This window comes from Methylotenera sp. (assembly GCF_029946165.1).
Classification (GTDB): Bacteria; Pseudomonadota; Gammaproteobacteria; order Burkholderiales; family Methylophilaceae; genus Methylotenera.
The window spans coordinates 18427-35419 of record NZ_JAQSDZ010000003.1; the positions used below are offsets into that span (position 1 = coordinate 18427).

Annotated in this window: 15 protein-coding genes and 1 tRNA gene; 5 read left to right on the forward strand and 11 right to left on the reverse strand. The window is 43.6% G+C overall.

Going from position 1 to position 16993, the window contains the following annotated elements:
- Positions 1-6: 6 nt before the first annotated feature.
- From cobC to cobT, 3 genes are read right to left on the reverse strand one after another with little or no spacing between them, the layout of a single operon-like run.
- Entirely contained in the window at positions 7-597 is a 591-nt protein-coding gene (gene cobC, locus PSV17_RS01975; protein WP_300479119.1) for an alpha-ribazole phosphatase, read from the reverse strand.
- Between the two features lie 32 nt (positions 598-629).
- Entirely contained in the window at positions 630-1400 is a 771-nt protein-coding gene (locus tag PSV17_RS01980; RefSeq protein ID WP_300479121.1) for an adenosylcobinamide-GDP ribazoletransferase, read from the reverse strand.
- Positions 1397-2434: a nicotinate-nucleotide--dimethylbenzimidazole phosphoribosyltransferase gene (gene cobT, locus PSV17_RS01985; RefSeq protein ID WP_300479123.1), complete on the reverse strand. Its 1038-nt coding sequence runs from the start codon at positions 2432-2434 to the stop codon at positions 1397-1399. Before cobT ends, PSV17_RS01980 begins: the two co-directional genes overlap by 4 nt.
- A gap of 199 nt (positions 2435-2633) precedes the next feature.
- Between cobT and PSV17_RS01990 the strand changes: the two genes are divergently transcribed.
- A tRNA-Phe gene (locus tag PSV17_RS01990) sits at positions 2634-2709 on the forward strand.
- Positions 2710-2786: 77 nt separating this feature from the next.
- Here the strand turns inward: PSV17_RS01990 and PSV17_RS01995 are convergent.
- Positions 2787-5558 (reverse strand): cation-transporting P-type ATPase, encoded by a 2772-nt coding sequence (locus PSV17_RS01995; protein ID WP_300479125.1) that lies wholly within the window; start codon positions 5556-5558, stop codon positions 2787-2789.
- Positions 5559-5788: 230 nt separating this feature from the next.
- The gene (locus PSV17_RS02000; protein WP_300479127.1) at positions 5789-7591 is read right to left on the reverse strand and encodes a GGDEF domain-containing protein; all 1803 of its coding nucleotides are present in this window, start codon (positions 7589-7591) and stop codon (positions 5789-5791) included.
- 241 nt (positions 7592-7832) lie between these two features.
- Here PSV17_RS02000 and PSV17_RS02005 point away from each other — a divergent pair, with 241 nt between their 5' ends.
- Positions 7833-8171 carry a rhodanese-like domain-containing protein gene (locus PSV17_RS02005; RefSeq protein WP_300479129.1) on the forward strand — a complete coding sequence of 113 codons (339 nt, stop codon included), beginning with the start codon at positions 7833-7835 and terminating at the stop codon, positions 8169-8171.
- A complete protein-coding gene (locus PSV17_RS02010; protein ID WP_300479131.1) occupies positions 8171-8404 on the forward strand; it encodes a sulfurtransferase TusA family protein in 234 nt (77 codons plus the stop codon). Before PSV17_RS02005 ends, PSV17_RS02010 begins: the two co-directional genes overlap by 1 nt.
- A gap of 57 nt (positions 8405-8461) precedes the next feature.
- Here PSV17_RS02010 and PSV17_RS02015 read toward each other — a convergent pair whose 3' ends face one another.
- The 4 genes from PSV17_RS02015 to PSV17_RS02030 form a co-directional block, all read right to left on the reverse strand.
- Positions 8462-11302, reverse strand: a complete 2841-nt coding sequence (locus tag PSV17_RS02015; RefSeq protein ID WP_300479134.1) for a valine--tRNA ligase — start codon at positions 11300-11302, stop codon at positions 8462-8464.
- A gap of 100 nt (positions 11303-11402) precedes the next feature.
- Positions 11403-12314: a hypothetical protein gene (locus tag PSV17_RS02020; protein ID WP_300479136.1), complete on the reverse strand. Its 912-nt coding sequence runs from the start codon at positions 12312-12314 to the stop codon at positions 11403-11405.
- Between the two features lie 9 nt (positions 12315-12323).
- Positions 12324-12884: a LemA family protein gene (locus PSV17_RS02025; protein WP_300479139.1), complete on the reverse strand. Its 561-nt coding sequence runs from the start codon at positions 12882-12884 to the stop codon at positions 12324-12326.
- A 37-nt stretch (positions 12885-12921) separates the two neighbouring features.
- Positions 12922-14166 (reverse strand): FAD-binding domain-containing protein, encoded by a 1245-nt coding sequence (locus PSV17_RS02030; RefSeq protein ID WP_300479141.1) that lies wholly within the window; start codon positions 14164-14166, stop codon positions 12922-12924.
- A gap of 173 nt (positions 14167-14339) precedes the next feature.
- Between PSV17_RS02030 and PSV17_RS02035 the strand changes: the two genes are divergently transcribed.
- Together PSV17_RS02035 and PSV17_RS02040 are read left to right on the forward strand one after the other, a co-directional pair.
- On the forward strand, positions 14340-14780 hold the full coding sequence (locus tag PSV17_RS02035) for an NfeD family protein (protein ID WP_300479143.1): 441 nt from the start codon (positions 14340-14342) through the stop codon (positions 14778-14780).
- Positions 14781-14833: 53 nt separating this feature from the next.
- The gene (locus tag PSV17_RS02040) at positions 14834-15676 is read left to right on the forward strand and encodes an SPFH domain-containing protein (protein WP_300479146.1); all 843 of its coding nucleotides are present in this window, start codon (positions 14834-14836) and stop codon (positions 15674-15676) included.
- A gap of 93 nt (positions 15677-15769) precedes the next feature.
- On the opposite strand, the gene PSV17_RS02045 is transcribed toward PSV17_RS02040, so the two are convergent.
- Positions 15770-16144, reverse strand: a complete 375-nt coding sequence (locus tag PSV17_RS02045) for a DUF559 domain-containing protein (RefSeq protein ID WP_300479148.1) — start codon at positions 16142-16144, stop codon at positions 15770-15772.
- A gap of 99 nt (positions 16145-16243) precedes the next feature.
- Positions 16244-16990: a molybdopterin-synthase adenylyltransferase MoeB gene (gene moeB, locus PSV17_RS02050; RefSeq protein WP_300479151.1), complete on the reverse strand. Its 747-nt coding sequence runs from the start codon at positions 16988-16990 to the stop codon at positions 16244-16246.
- Between the last annotated feature and the right edge of the window lie 3 nt (positions 16991-16993).

Sequence of the window (16993 nt, forward strand, 5' to 3'; positions counted from 1 at the left end):
CAACAACTAAAGATTCATTAAAAGCACTTTAGGCACTTCGCCATTAAACTCCAATTGCGTCACACTTGCATGATCGATAGTGAGTCGGAATAAGCGTTTTAGTGGCATTTGCAACACCTCCGCAATTAGCGCACGAATGAACCCTCCATGCGTCACCACTAAAATATTTTTGCCTTGTGAGTGACTACTCACATCCTCAATAAAGCTTTTAGCGCGGGCATGTAACTCTGAGAATGTTTCGCCGTTTGGCGGTGCTAAATTAGCATAATCATCTGCCCACACATCAAATTTATCACGTGGAATTTTATCCCAAGGACTCATTTCCCAATCGCCAAAATGCAATTCTTTTAAGCGTGCATCGAGTTTAATATTTTCACTGGTATGCCCAAAAAACTCATCCGCACATAAGGCTTGCGCAAGTTCGTGGCAACGCTTTAATGGGCTGGCGTAAATTGCATCAAACTCAAAAGCGGCTAGTTTCTTTTGCAATGCGATACGCTCGTTCTCAAAATTAGCAGACACAGAAACATCGCTTTGCCCGTAGCAAATACTAGGAGCAATATCTAATGAGGTATGGCGAACGAGAGTCAGTTTCATCTGTAACTATGTTGGTAATTAAGGTTGAGTAATTATGGCGCGGGAAATAAAGTGGTACTAGCTAACACGCCAACATAAAAAGCAAGCTCTGTCAGTTGCTGCATAGCGCCTAAACAATCTCCAGTATAGCCTCCTATGCGAGATTTAATTTTTGCACTAAACCACAGCCAAACAATGGCCACTGGCACTAGCGCCATAAGAAATTTCATTTCTAAAAAGGCCAACGGCACTAAACCAAAAAAAGTAGCGATAGTCAGCTCGGTAATCGTCGGTTGCGTTCCAAGTGGCTTGGCTTTACCTTCGGCCTTGACGTAACTTTGTGTATACATTACTAGCACCGCACATAGCCGACTTAACGCGTGACCCGTAATTAATGTCGCAGGAATTAATGCTACCCATTGATAAGTAAGCGTTTGATACTTGGTCAGTAAAACTAAAAATAAACCGATGGCGCCATAACTACCTATGCGTGAATCTATCATAATAGCGAGCACTTGCTCTCGGCTCCAGCCACCACCTAAGCCATCTACTGCATCAGCCAATCCATCCTCATGAAACGCGCCAGTGAGTAAAATTGTAGATGCCATGCTTAACAATAGCGCGATTTCTAAAGGTAATAAAATATCACTTAGCCAAAAAACTAAAGCGCCTATAGCACCGACTAAAATGCCGATTAGTGGGAAGTATCGTGTGGCTTTATTTAAGTCAGCATTATCAAAAGTACTAAAACGTACAGGCACTCGCGTGAAAAACATCACGGCAGTTAAAAAATAGTGCCATTGTTTTTGTAATGTAGATATCATATTTTTTGCGAAACACTTGCCGACTCAAACGAAGCCATTTGATTTAAAAAGTTAACCGAAGCCAGCACCAAAGGATAAGCCAATGCAGCGCCCGTACCTTCACCTAAGCGTAAATCGATATTGAGTAACGGCTTAACTTTTAGATAGTCCAACATTTTTTTATGGCCAGATTCATCAGAGCAATGCGTAAACACACAGTAATGCAAAATGTCAGGCTGTAATTTAGCCGCTACCAGCAAAGCCGCCGTGGTAATAAAACCATCAATTAATAAAGTGCATTGCTTAGCCGCAGCCTGCAACATAGCTCCAACCATCATCGCAATTTCAAAACCGCCGAAAGTCGCCAACACCTTCATGGCATCACTACTACTTAAATGATGATGCGCAATCGCTTGCGCTAGAATATTTGTTTTATGTGCCAAACCCGCATCATCCAGACCCGTACCGCGACCCACGCATTGCTCAATAGGCAAACCGCACAGTACGCTCATCAAACAACTTGCAGATGAAGTGTTACCAATACCCATTTCGCCAAAGCCAAATACATTGCAACCTTCAGCCACTTTAGCATCCACTATCTCTGCGGCACGAGTAAGCGCTTGCTCACATTGCGTTAGCGTCATGGCAGACTCAATCAAAAAGTTACGTGTACCCATTGCCACTTTTGCATGAATCAAATCTAAGTTTGCGGCAAACTCATAGTTCACTCCGCTATCCACCACACTCAAATGCATATTGTTTTGCGATGTAAATACATTAATCGCCGCGCCACCTTGCAAAAAATTCAGCACCATTTGCGCAGTAACAGCTTGCGGATAAGGGCTTACGCCAGCTTCAACAATGCCATGATCGCCCGCAAAAACCAGCATAGTGGCTTGACTAAGCTGTGGCGTAAGCGTTTGCTGAATCAATCCAATCTGCAACGCGACAGTTTCCAGCATGCCTAAAGCCCCCAAAGGCTTAGTTTTATGGTTAATTCTATGTTCTAGCTGACTTCTGAGCGCCTGATTAGGCTGGGTGATATTGAATTTCATGTGAGATATATCAAGTTTCTTAGTGAATATTTTCTATACTATGATTTTACATGACTACATAGCCTTAAACTTGAATCAGAATTATGCTTTTAAAGATTAAGTTAAAAAATGTTTGAATTATCTTTTCCAACTCTTTGGAAGTTTGCTATAATGCGCGACTTGCAAACATTTACATGTAAGCAAATGCGTTAAGAAGTAAGGCCGGGTAGCTCAGTTGGTAGAGCAGCGGATTGAAAATCCGCGTGTCACAGGTTCGATTCCCGTCCCGGCCACCAAAAATTAAGCTCACAAATATGTGGGCTTTTTCTTTTCTTGCTCACCTAGCCAATTCGTAACTTAAGAGCTTCGCCATTTAAACTGTTTGCTTATTCCGAAGACGCAAACGAATTTGCTTTTCAGTTTCGATGATGGTGAACAGCGAAGCACCAATACTTACCACCAGCACACCATCCCAAAAAGGGATAGACTCGGTGGCAAAAATTTCTTGTAGCGGCGGTAGGTAGGTAATGGCCATTTGCGCTACAGCAACAATCATGACGGTCAACCAAACCACTTTAGTGCCACGCACTGCTTTCCATGTCAGCGAAGTGCCATAGATATTGCGTATGAAAAAGAGGTGAAATATCTCCATCACCACCAGCGTGTTTAGCGCCAGTGTGCGTGCCAATTCCACGCTGTAGCCACGATCAACGGCGTATGAGAAAATACCATACACGCCGCATAAAAATAAAATGGCCACCAGCCCAATATGCCAGACTAGTTCCCCGCTGAGTAGCGGCTCGTCTCGTGAACGTGGAGGTCGTCGCATGGTGTTTTCTTCGGTAGGTTCGAAAGCTAGCGCAATGCCGAGCGTCATAGCGGTAATCAGGTTGATCCACAGAATCTGAATCGGTGTGACCGGTAAAGTTGCTCCTAGAAGCAGCGCCACAATGATACACATGGCTTCACCAGCGTTGGTAGGCAGAGTCCAGCTAATCACTTTTTTGATATTATCATACACAGTGCGGCCTTCGCGCACAGCGGCGACGATGGAGGTGAAGTTATCGTCTACCAGCACTAGATCCGCAGACTCCTTAGCAGCTTCACTACCCTTTCTACCCATGGCAATACCTGCATCAGCGCGCTTCAAAGCAGGAGCATCGTTTACACCATCACCTGTCATTGCGACTGTCATACCCTGCGATTGCAGAGCCATGACAAGTCGTAGTTTATGCTCAGGGCTGGTGCGAGCAAAAATATCGCATTCAAGAATGGCCGACTTGAGCGTAAAATCATCCATGCTGTCGAGGTCGACTCCCGTCAGCACCTTGTCGGGATTTTGCAACCCTATCTGCTTGCCGATGGCGACTGCTGTTTTGGCATGATCGCCGGTAATCATCTTCACGCGAATACCCGCGCCGTGGCATTCTGCCACCGCTGCAATCGCTTCGGAACGGGGCGGGTCGATCATCCCCACCATACCAAGCAACGTCAGTGTGTCTACTATCTCACCCTGTTGTAGCACGGTATGTTTGGGCTGCACAGACTGAGCCGCGAAAGCCAGCACGCGCTGTCCGAGCGCAGCGATGGACTCTGCTTTTTCATTCCAGTAAGCCGTGTCGAGCAATTCCGTTTCCCCATCCACGCCCCGTTGGTCTTTGCACATGGAAATAATCTGCTCTGGTGCGCCTTTGACAAACACGAAGGCATGGTGCTCGTGATCGTGGTTTAACGTAGCCATGAAGCGGTGCTTGGCATCAAAGGGAATGGCGTCGGTGCGTGTCCATGCCGCCTGCTCTTTGCGAGCATCCACCTTCATTTTTCCAGAGAACGCGAGAAGCGCGCCCTCCATCGGATCACCTTCCACCGCCCATACGTCCGCTTGCTCACGCAAGGCGGCATCATTGCACAGCGCAGCAGCGCGGGCGAGTTCCTCCAATACCGCATATGCAGAAGGTGGTACATCTGCATCTTTCAGTTTAAGTAAGCCTTTTGGCTCATAACCGATGCCATCCAGTGTAAACAGATGTTGATGCGTCAGCACCGAAGCCACCATCATCTCATTGCGCGTCAGCGTGCCTGTTTTATCGGTACAAATTACAGAAACGGAACCAAGCGTTTCAATGGCAGGAAGCCGCCGAACAATAGCGTTCTGTTTGGCCATTGCTTGCACGCCGATGGCGAGGGTAATGGTGAGTACGGCAGGTAAACCTTCTGGTATTGCCGCAACCGAAAGTCCAACGACCACCATAAATAGTTCGGTAAAAGCATGATGACCGACGAAATAGCCATGCGCCAGGAGCAGTCCTGCAATTAACAGGATAAAAATTGTTAACCATTTCGCAAACACACCCATTTGCTGTACGAGGGGGGTAGTCAGCGTCTCTACTTCTGAAAGAAGTCCACTAATGCGCCCGATTTCTGTATGGCTACCTGTCGCTACCACCACGCCTGTGCATTGGCCAGATGTAAGCAGCGTGCCTGAGAAAACCATACAGGAACGGTCTCCCAACGAGGCATTTTCGGCAACGGCCTGAATACTTTTTTCGACAGGTACAGATTCGCCTGTCAGTATTGCTTCATGCACAGATATGCTATGCGCAGTCATTAGGCGAAGGTCGGCAGGCACTTTATCACCAGCTTCCAATAAAACAATGTCACCCGGAACCAGACATTTGCCTTCGACGCTAATTCGCTCACCGCCGCGCATCACATTGGCATGAGGCGCAAGCATCTGACGAATAGATTCCATCGCTTTTTCCGCTTTACCTTCTTGAATAAAGCCAATGATGGCATTAGCCACAACCACAGCTAAAATCACAGCCGTATCAATCCAATGATCTAAAAATGCCGTAATAATGGCGGAACTAATTAACACATAGATGAGGATGTTATGAAAGTGCAGTGCAAAACGTATCAAAGCGTTTCGTTTAGGTGGCTCAGGCAAACAATTTGCGCCGTGTGTTTCAATTCGCGCCTTTGCCTCGTCTTCACTCAACCCAGAGGCCAAGGTATTCAGCACTTGAAGCACCTCCTCGACCGCTTGGCTGTGCCACATTGACAATGCTTTTTTAGCTTCAGCTTCTGGCATAGTTATTTCCTGTTGAGTATGTACTAAGTCATTTAAGGTTTCTATCAGCTTCAATCTAAAAAGCCTGAGGTATGTATAGATCATGAGGTTAGACATGTTGATTTAATATAGAGATACATAAAATACACTCAACATCTAATAATTCAGCAAAGTATATCCTTACCAGCAGCTTTGATTCTATGCATTATTACACCCACTATTTTGTTACACTTTAGTTAGTATTGATGTTAAATTTACAAGCAAGTTTGAAAGCTCTTTAATAATGAACTGCTTTAAAGCTTAACCTAACTTAGCTGGGGTATTGCAGCCCCAACAACTCGGTTGCGCCCAGCATGCTTAGCTTGGTATAGCGCAGCGTCGGCTCGAGGTAATACGGCATCAAACGCTTCACCAGCAATACGCTCACTGACCCCTGCACTAAACGTGATTAACACCCGTTCACTATTATGCATAAAAAAGTTTTTAGTTAACTCTCTTTGCACGCCAGTAATCACGTTAATAGCATCTTCTTGCTTAGAGCCTGGGAGTAAGATAACGAACTCCTCTCCGCCATATCGCGCTAACACATCTGTACTCCGTAATATGCCTTTTACCACTTTCGCTAAATGTGTTAATGCCTCATCGCCTGTGGAGTGACCCATAGTGTCGTTAATCTTTTTGAAGTGATCAATGTCTATCATTGCCAATGATATTGCCGTGCTGTGTCTATCTGCACGTTCAAACTCTCGTTCTATTGCTTCATTCATACCACGCCTGTTTAGAGCACCTGTTAAAAAGTCCTCATGGGCAACTTCGCTTATGTAATCTAGCTTTGATGTTAGCTCGTTGATTCTCATTTCAGCCTCTTCTACCTTTTTTTGTGTTTCTAGAAAGGCTGATTGTGAGTGCCGAGCGTCTGCATTCATGGAATGAATATCGCCTGCCAAACTTTTCATTATGTCATTAAGTTTTGTAATATCTTCAGTTTCAAAAATCTGCTTTTGATATTCAGCAATCTTTGTTTTGTAATTATCCGTACTCTCAGCAATGTCTGCCAACCCACTTATAAAAGCACTCATCATGCCTTTAAGTGTTTCTTTTGCCGCGATAAGCCCTGGCTTGAGGCTAGATTGCTTGAATATCAGTTCTTTTAGACTATATTCAGCGCTATACACACTGTCTAAATTAAGCGGTTTAGACATAATTTCGTGAACAATAGCAATTTGCCCATTTAGCCATTTATCTTCAAAAGTCAACTCACCCATACTGGAAATCAGTAGACGCATCATTCGCATTAACGCCTCCTGCATACGATGCTGTGAATCCGCTTGCATTTCCGCTCTCAGCAAGGTGGATTTTAAAGATTCGCTGACGTTACTCACATCTTCTAACGTAGTTGATTGCTGCGCACGTACTATTAGCCCTTCAATTCTGCTTAGCGCAGCTGGAGTATCAGCAAACTGTGGAAGTACAGCAAGTGAAATAGTTCTAATCAAAGCATCACGCCAGGCTAAAGCCATTTTAAGTTGAACTTCACCCACCATTGGCTGTACTGACTTTTCGTGGGCGACTTCGTTAAATGCATGGGCAGCAACTTCAGCACTCACTGGTTCAATACTTTCATTAGCGATCATGCCAGTCTGACCATCGCCCCATGAAGTCGCTAGCGCCTGAATTTTTTGCCCAAGCTGATTGGGGTCATGGGCGAAATTAATCAGGACGCGACTTAGCCCTTCTTTTTTTCGGCTCAGAGTAATACCGTTATGATTTAAATCTAACTGCTTTAGCAGATAACGTAAAAGCGTAGACCAATTCACGCTATCAACGTCGCTTATAGCTAGCAGGCTGCGTATTTGACTTTCTAAATTGGTAGAATCGCGTTTTTTGACTAAAGTGGAAATTTTCTCCGCTGCTACTAAATACTTTGGCTTATCTTTGCCTACATCATGCAAAACTTTATCTAGCGCCTTACTGAGAGCCGTGCCCTTGTCTTCCGCCTCTAAACCTGCAATCTCATTATAAACAAGACGATAGTTATCCGGAGTGGGCGGAGTCTGGTTTTTCGAAAGCTGCATTAGTGTTTGGCGAGCCAACTCTAAGGGCGTCATTTAGGTTCCATTCGGTTAAAAGCAATGCACTTCAGTCATACGCGCAAATATTAACTCAACATAGCAATTTTATATATTTAATTTGCCATAAAAACCCCATGCGATTCATAGAATTGCCAATTTAAGATTCATTGTGTGAATGATTTATACCGTAGTGATTGCAAACCTTTGTACTACATAGTTAGTGCGGTCATCCCTCAAAATTGTTATCATTTGTATTGATTAATTTAGGTGTAGTTTAATGAGCACATATAGTGAAATTCAAGCAAACGACTTATTCAATAGCATGGCGACTGAACCCATGTTATTAGTTGATGTGCGTAATGATGATGAAGTTGCGCGTGGCGTGATTGAAGGCGCCATACATATCCCACTATCATTGTTACCGCTAAAATATGAATCGCTGCCTAAGTCAGAAAACATCGTTTTTTATTGCCACAGCGGTATACGCTCGGCGCATGCCGCAGCTTTTGCTTCTAGCAAAGGTAGCAAAAATGTATTCAACCTAGCAGGGGGTGTATTAGCTTGGGCTAAGGCTGGTTATCCATTTGTAGCAAAAAATGAAGGGAATAAGAAATAATGGAATTCAATAAAGAAATAGATGCCACAGGCTTAAATTGCCCTTTGCCAATTTTGCGCTGCAAAAAAGGTCTAAGCGAAGTTCTGCCGTCCCAAGTATTAAAAGTTATTTCAACAGATCCTGGTTCGGTTAAAGACTTTAATGCATTCTGTGTTCAAACTGGCCACGAGCTTTTACAGCTTGATCAAGATGACAGCACCTTTACTTTTTATATCAAAAAACGCAGTGACTAATTGTTAACTAAAAAGGCGCTTTTCAGCGCCTTTTTTAGTACTTCACTAGCTTTATATTTAACCCAACTTTGCGAACTGACTTTGCAGTTTTTCTAAATTAGCACCAAATTCGGCAACCCGTGCCTTTTCTTGCTCGACTACAGCGGCTGGTGCACGTGCGACAAAGCTTTCGTTATTCAGCTTGCCATTAGCTTTGGCTATCTCACCTTCCAGCCTTGCAATTTCTTTGCCTAAACGCTCTTTTTCAACAGCAACGTCAATTTCAACTTTTAACATTAATTTAAAGTCATCTACCAACATCACAGGCGCATCGGCTTCTGGCAAGTCAGCTACAATCGCCACATCCTCTAACTTAGCTAATGCTTTTAAATACGGCGCATATAAAGCCAGTTTTTCAGCATCGCCAGTAGCAATTAAAGGCACACGAGCTGCAGGAGAAATGCTCATTTCGCCACGTAAGCTACGGCAAGCATCTACCATTTGTTTAAGTTTCGCTACCCACGCTTCTGAAACCTCATCTAACTTATCTTGCTGAGCTTCCGGATAGGCTTCTAGCATAATGCTTGCGCCATGCTTTTCAGTCATAGGCGCAATGGTTTGCCAAATTTCTTCCGTGATAAACGGCATGATTGGGTGCGCTAAACGTAGAATTGTTTCGAGCACACGTAATAGCGTGCGACGTGTTGCGACTTTTTCTGCTTCGTCGCCATGTTGAATTTGCACTTTCGCCAGCTCTAAATACCAGTCACAGTATTCATCCCACACAAACTCATAAATCGCTTTTGCGGCCAAGTCAAAACGGTAATCTTCAAAAGCCTTTTCAACCTCAGCTTCTGTGCGTTGCAAGATGCTCACAATCCAACGGTCAGCTTGGCTAAACTTACGTCCGCCCGCGTGGCAACTGGCTGAGTCAAAACCGTTAGCTTTATCGCTGCCATCTTCATTTTGTGTATTCATCAACACAAATCGTGTGGCATTCCACAACTTATTGCAGAAATTGCGATAACCATCACAACGTTGCAAATCAAACTTAATATCACGCCCTGGGCTGGCAAGCGCTGCAAAGGTAAAGCGCAAAGCATCAGTACCATAAGCAGCAATGCCTTCTGGGAATTCCTTGCGCGTGCGCTTCTCAATTTTTTCAGCATCTCTCGGGTTCATTAACCCCGTGGTGCGTTTTTTGATTAAATCATCTAAGCCAATGCCGTCAATCAAATCAATTGGGTCAAGCACGTTGCCCTTTGATTTAGACATTTTTTGGCCTTCAGCATCACGAATTAAACCGTGCACATACACATGCTTAAATGGAATTTTGCCAGTGATGTGCTTGGTCATGATGACCATACGCGCCACCCAGAAGAAAATAATATCAAAGCCAGTCACCAACACGCTTGAAGGCAAGTATTGTTGCAAAGCTTGGTTTTGTGCATCAATGGCTTCGTCGCCAGTCCAATCAAGTGTAGAGAATGGCCAAAGCGCTGATGAATACCAAGTATCTAGCACATCATTATCGCGTACCAAACCACCTATGTAGCCATCTTTGGCAGCTAAAGTTTTTGCTGAGGCTTCATCCGTTGCCACATAAACTTTACCATCTTCTGAGTACCAAGCAGGGATTTGATGACCCCACCATAATTGGCGCGAAATACACCAATCTTGAATGTTATTGAGCCATTGATTGTAAGTATTGACCCAGTTTTCAGGGTAAAACTTGATTTCGCCGCTAGCTACAACATCTAATGCTTTTTGTGTAATGCTTTTACCATCTTCTGTTGGTTTGCTCATCGCCACAAACCATTGGTCTGTAAGCATAGGCTCAATAATCACGCCAGTACGGTCTCCGCGCGGCACTTTAAGTTTGTGCTTATCGGTTTTAACTAAATAGCCATTTTCTTCTAAATCAGCCACTACTAATTTACGTGCAGCAATAGTCGTTAATCCGCGATATTTTTCTGGTGCATTTTCGTTCACCAAACCTGCCAATGACAAAATTTCTATCATCGGCAATTGATGGCGCTGACCCACCGCATAGTCATTAAAGTCATGTGCAGGCGTCACTTTAACCACGCCTGTACCAAATTCTTTATCTACATAATCATCGGCAATAATTGGGATTTCGCGGTCGCATAATGGTAATTTTACGTTTTTACCAATCAGGTGTGCATAGCGCTCGTCTTCAGGGTGCACCATCACCGCTACGTCGCCCAACATAGTTTCAGGACGTGTTGTTGCAACGGTTAAGTTGCCTGAACCATCAGCCAGCGGATAGTTGATGTGCCACATAAAGCCATCTTCTTCTTCCTGCACTACTTCTAAATCTGAAACGGCTGTGCCGAGCTTTACATCCCAATTCACCAAACGTTTGCCGCGATAAATCAGGCCTTCGTTATACAAACGCACAAAGGTTTCAGTGACGGTTTTATTCAAACCTTCATCCATGGTGAAGCGCTCACGCGACCAATCTGGCGAAGTGCCGAGGCGGCGCATTTGTTTAGTAATCGTGCCGCCTGAGTATTCTTTCCACTCCCACACTTTTTCTAGGAATTTTTCACGGCCTAAATCATGACGACTCACGCCCTGCGCGTCCAATTGACGCTCTACCACAATCTGCGTGGCGATACCTGCATGGTCAGTACCCGGTTGCCAAAGCGTGTTATCACCTTTCATACGGTGATAACGCGTTAACGCATCCATTAGGGTTTGATTAAAACCGTGACCCATGTGCAAGGTGCCAGTGACGTTTGGTGGGGGTAGTAAGATACAGAAATTATCTTTAACTTCAGGGTTTAAGCCTGCCGCGTAATAACCTTTGCTCTCCCAAAATTCATACCATTTGCTTTCGATGGTTTTAGGGTCAAAGGATTTCGCTAATTCTTGGTTGGGGGTTGGAATATTCATAGCCGATATTTTAACATAGGCAAGGGCTTATTGACTCCCCCACCATACCAACCGTGTGGCGTAATAGTTAGGAATAATTGCAGCTAAAACGACTTAAATATCATGCCAGCTTGATAAAAGCTAAAAGTAATATTGTAAATATCAGCAAATGTGCAATTGCCCACATTCTGTAACTTGCTGTTAGCTCATGCGGGGCTTGAGCTGAGATTAAAAACAAATGTTCATCATTAGGCTTAACTAAAGTAAAACTACCTGTATGTGCTTTCATGGCGTATTTGGCATGCGCCTGCTTGATAGCGTCCTGGCGCGCCAGCTCCCACTCATCCATGTCAATTTCGCCACTTCGGTTATAGTCGTAACGATTTAACAACTGTTGCGGACGTGTTTTTAAATCTGCCAGAATATTGCGTACTTCTTTGTTAATGACTTCACTATCAACTTGATCATGCCTCGTATCTAGCTGACCCAACACGTATAAACGCTTACCCGCAGGTAAAAACTCTTCTACATAGCGATGTTCATTTCTAACAAATGTACGCTTTTCAAAATAAATAATTTCTGCCCCTTTTGGATTGACCATACAAGTGCCAGATTCATCTTTTAATTGGAATAACGTATCGCTTTCCGAATACTCCAGAAGCCTATTATCAACTACTTTTTTTGAATAGGGATTTTCAACGCGATTGGCATATACCGAGGCTTGATACCATACGCAAGGAATACCATGATAAGGCGTTTTGAAAGGTTTTAGCGTTGTCGCAACACCATGCAACTCAATGTAACCTTGTGCTGCAGCGGCGATTGTGGATATTGGCGCCTCTGTAATTTTAAGTAATCGCCAATAATTAAAAATAGCAGCAAATAGGCTAAATGTGAGCGCGATTGATAACAATACAAACCATGTATGGCTATCTATTAGCCTGACATGCAATTTATACGCAGCAAATAAAACTCCACCAATTACCGCCAGCGTAACAAAGTTAACGCTGGCGCCATTTAATTTTCTAAACATAAATACTAACTAGATTTTAAAGCGCGCGCTTACATCAACATCCTCTAATTCAGCATGTGAAAATTTCAACATTTCTGCTCGCTCAAATCCAAACAAACCCGCCACAATGACATCGGGAAACTGCTTAATTCTGACGTTATTATTATTCACTGAGTCATTATAAAACTCGCGCCTATCCGCAATTTGATTTTCTAAGCCGGTAATACGTTGCTGCAAATTAATAAATGTTTGATCAGCTTTTAAATCGGGATAATTTTCTGCCACTGCAAATAACCCACCCAAACTGCTGCTAAGGGCTGATTCCGCTTTACTTAACCCTGCAACATCGTGCATTTGACGCGCTACATCTAAGCCCATGCGCGCTTGTATAACTCTCTCTAGCGTTTGCGCCTCGTGAGTCATATAAGCTTTACATGTATCAATTAGCTTAGGTAGCTCCTCATTACGCTGTATAAGCAACACGTCAATATTCGCCCAAGCTTTTTCTACATTATTTTTAATGCTGACTAAACTGTTATATGTCATCGCAAAATACACAGCAACTACCGCTACAATTACCCAAACTATCATCAAGCTCCCCTTAAGTTTTATGAATATGACTTTATTGTTATGAATGCTTATCGCTTACAACACCGCTTAATACCAAAGGCCCTACTTTTTCCCAATATCGAGAAAAACGTTTTAAGCGCTTTTCGCTGATTTCAACATTAACTAACTTAGCTACTGGCTGCCAGTCTGGCACAAATGGTGATAATAACTCTTTCACTTTAAGATTTGGCGTATCTTGCGTAATCAACTGACCTACACCTTTTTGCATCAGAATTTCATAAGTATGGCCAAGCCAAACCTCGACACTATCCATCTCACTTAAACAGTCTGCCACAAACTGCAAACGATTAAGCGACCATGCACCATGTAGCTGTGGATCAAACACAAAAATCTTAGGAAAAGGTTTTTGCAGCAAAGCATGCGCTGACGATAACATTTCATCATGCACAAATATTGCTTTGGCTGGATAATGTGAAACTGTGTTTCTAGGCGTAGGTGGCAGTGCGTATTTTTTTGCAGTAGGCACTAGCGTTTGATTAAACAGCTTATCGCTCAAAGCCTCATAACTGCCGTCAAATGGGCATTGCACATGACAGTTGGCGCAATATTTTCCGCCAGTGTATCGGCTGAGAATTTCTTTATTAAAAAAGTAAGGTTTAGAGCTAAAGGTTGAGGCAACCCATTGCCATGAAAGATGGTTGCTCGCAATATCGCCGTCAATCAAATGCGCTTCAAACCAATCAGCCGCAGCGCGCCAATCTACTTTTCGGTGATGCACAATATAACTAGCAAGCCACATGCGAGGATGGTTATGCACATATCCCGTAGCCAATAAATCTTCATTGATAAAGCCATCCATACATGGCAAACCTGTTTTACCATCGCGAATATCATCGCTCAATGGCGTATGACCAATAGCCACTTTGGCTGGCTCCATATCGCTATAGATGGCATTGCCTTCGCTAAACCACACTTGTCGCCAGTAGTCGCGCCACGCCAGTTCATATACCAGTTTATCGGCGCTTGCACCGAACTTTTTTTTGATGAATTCATAAGCTTCATTCAACGTGATACAGCCATGCCTTAAATATGGCGATAAATGCGTCACGGAGCCGTTTAAAAAATTACGGTTTCTATCGTAAGCCACCGCATCAATACTATTGAGTTTATTAAGCGCAGCAAAACGACCTCCAGCCCAATTGGCTTCTAAGTCAGCACCTTTAGCCTCCGAAAATATTCGCTTAATATAATGTAAGCGTTCGTTTCGATCTTGAGGAATAATCAATTTTTGTGCGGGTTTCATTGAATAATTTTCATCTAATTTATGGTAGTGTACTGTTTATTAGTGATACTGACATAGGCTATATTTTAATAGCTAAGCCGTTAAAAAAACGCCATTTATTTTTATCAAAAATGCAACAAATTGCTCTATAGAGTCATTAACTATTTACTGTAAACTCACTAAGGAAGATCATTATGGACCCAATGTGGATGTGGGCTGCGATAGGAATCATACTACTTGCAGTTGAAATGGCAACAGGCACTTTTTATGTGTTATGGTTTGGCGTTGCCGCCTTATGTGTCGCATTGATCATGTGGCTTTTTCCCAATACATCTGAGGCTATACAATATGCCGCTTTTGCAGTTTTATCGTTAAGCTCACTAGCCATTTGGCGGATTAATTACAAAAAAACATCTACAAACTCCCGTGTGGGGCAATCACAGGGTGACGAGATTGGTCGAGTGGGCACGGTGATAGTAACTGTTAGCTTAAAACAAAACGGTAAGATTCGCTTTGCTCAAGGATTAATGGGTAGCCGCGAATGGACAGCAATTGCCGATGAAACCATTGAGTCTGGCAGTGATGCAAGCGTAGTGGCGGTTGTTGGAAATGCATTAAAAATCTCAAAATTGTAATTCAGCTTAATCTTAAATAGATTCATTTTAAAACCCCGTGTTAGGAAAACACCATGACCACCTTTAGTTTAGTACTGATATTTTTAGTAATTGTCGCCATTATTAAGGGCGTACGCATTGTTCCTCAAGGTGAAGAATGGGTTGTAGAGCGCCTTGGTAAATTTGCAGGCGTGCTCAGCCCAGGCTTGCATGTGATTAACCCTGTGTTCACTAAAGTAAGCTATAAAGTCACCACCAAAGACATTATTTTAGATGTGCCTGAGCAAGAGGTAATTACGCGCGACAACGCTGTAATTCTGGCAAATGCCATTGCTTTTATTCGTGTGTCTGACGTAGAACGTGCGGTTTATGGCATTGAAAACTTTAGAGAAGCCATGCGCAATATGGTGCAAACCAGCTTGCGCTCAATCATAGGCGGCATGGATTTAAACCAAGCACTCACCTCACGTGACCGCATTAAAGCAGAGCTAAAAGAAGCGATTGCCGATGAAGCACAAGATTGGGGCTTAACTGTTAAATCTGTAGAAATTCAAGACATTAAACCGTCAACAAATATGCAAGATGCCATGGAAAGACAAGCCGCCGCAGAACGTGAACGTGTGGCAGTGGTAACAGAAGCCGAAGGCGCAAAACAATCACTTATCTTAAATGCCGAAGCGCGTTTAGAAGCGGCGCGTAAAGATGCCGAAGCGCAAATGGTGGCAGCAAAAGCCTCAGCAGAATCGATCAAGTTCATTACTGAAGCCGTTAAAGAAAACAATGCATCTGCGATGTTCTTGCTAGGCGACCGTTATATTCACGCTTTAGAAAAAATGTCGACTTCTGGAAACAGTAAAATTGTAGTCATGCCAGGTGATTTAGTAAGTGCAGTTAAAAGTTTAGTGGGCGGTAAGTAAACTCGCAATTCCCTCCCTTTTGAGGAGGATTTGGCAGCGTTATAAAATGCGGCACTTTCCATTCTCAGTCCCCTCCCACTTTAAGGGGGAGGGTTAGGGTGGGGGTAGCACGTTTCCAGAATCACACTCGTGTATCGATTGCAAAATCACTTGCAAAACCCCCTCTATGTTTTGCAACACCTCATTATTCCAAAATCTCAATACTTTCCAGCCATGATCTTTAAGCCACTCACTGCGTAAGTTATCTTCAATTTGCATTTCATTATGTTGACCGCCATCAATTTCAATTGCTAATGCTGCGTCAACGCACGCAAAATCTAAAATATATCTACCTGCTGGATGTTGACGTCTAAATTTTACGCCCAACTGCTTCATTCTGAGGCGTTGCCATAAATGCTTTTCAGCATCAGTCATCTCGGCACGGAGTTGACGAGAAAAATCTTTGGTGTGTTGCGGCAGTCTTTGCATGAATAAACAGTGTTAACTTAGTATAAGCTAACTGTTGTGATGTTTTTTGGTGGATTTCTCTACCCCCACCCTAACCCTCCCCCTTAAAGTGGGAGGGAATTAAGCGCCGCAGACAATACAAGCGGGGTCTTTACTCAGCTTGATTGTTCGCCATTCCATGGCAAGTGCATCAAGCAGTAATAAGCGCCCTTGCAAACTCTCACCAATGCCCATCAAAAGTTTTAAAGCCTCTGCCGCTTGCGTGGTGCCTATCATACCCACTAGCGGCGCAAATACACCATTCGTTGCACAGCGCAAATCTGTATCTTCACCATTATCAGGGAATAAACAGTGGTAGCACGGGCTACTCGCTGAGCGCATATCGTACACTGTGATTTGCCCCTCAAAACCAAGCGCAGCGCCTGAAACCAGCGGCTTCTTCAACTTCACGCAAAGTCTGTTTAAGGTATAGCGTGTGGCAAAATTATCACTACAATCAATCACCACATCCGCTTGCGCCACCAAAGCTGCAAAATCATTTTCAGTAGATTTTTGCTGTATGGTTTTAACCATGACTTCAGGGTTAATCTCATAAATAGATTGCTGCGCAGAAACAGCTTTATTAATGCCCACGCTGGGCGTGGTATGAATAATCTGACGCTGCAAATTAGTTAAATCCACCACATCAAAATCACAAATAGTCAGCGTGCCAACACCACTAGCAGCCAAATACAAAGCCACAGGCGAACCCAAACCTCCCGCACCGACGATCAGCGCATGGCTATTAACAAGTTTATCTTGGCCTTCATAATTGATTTGCGACAGAAGGATGTGACGGCTGTAACGTAAAAGTTGGTTATCGTTCATAAG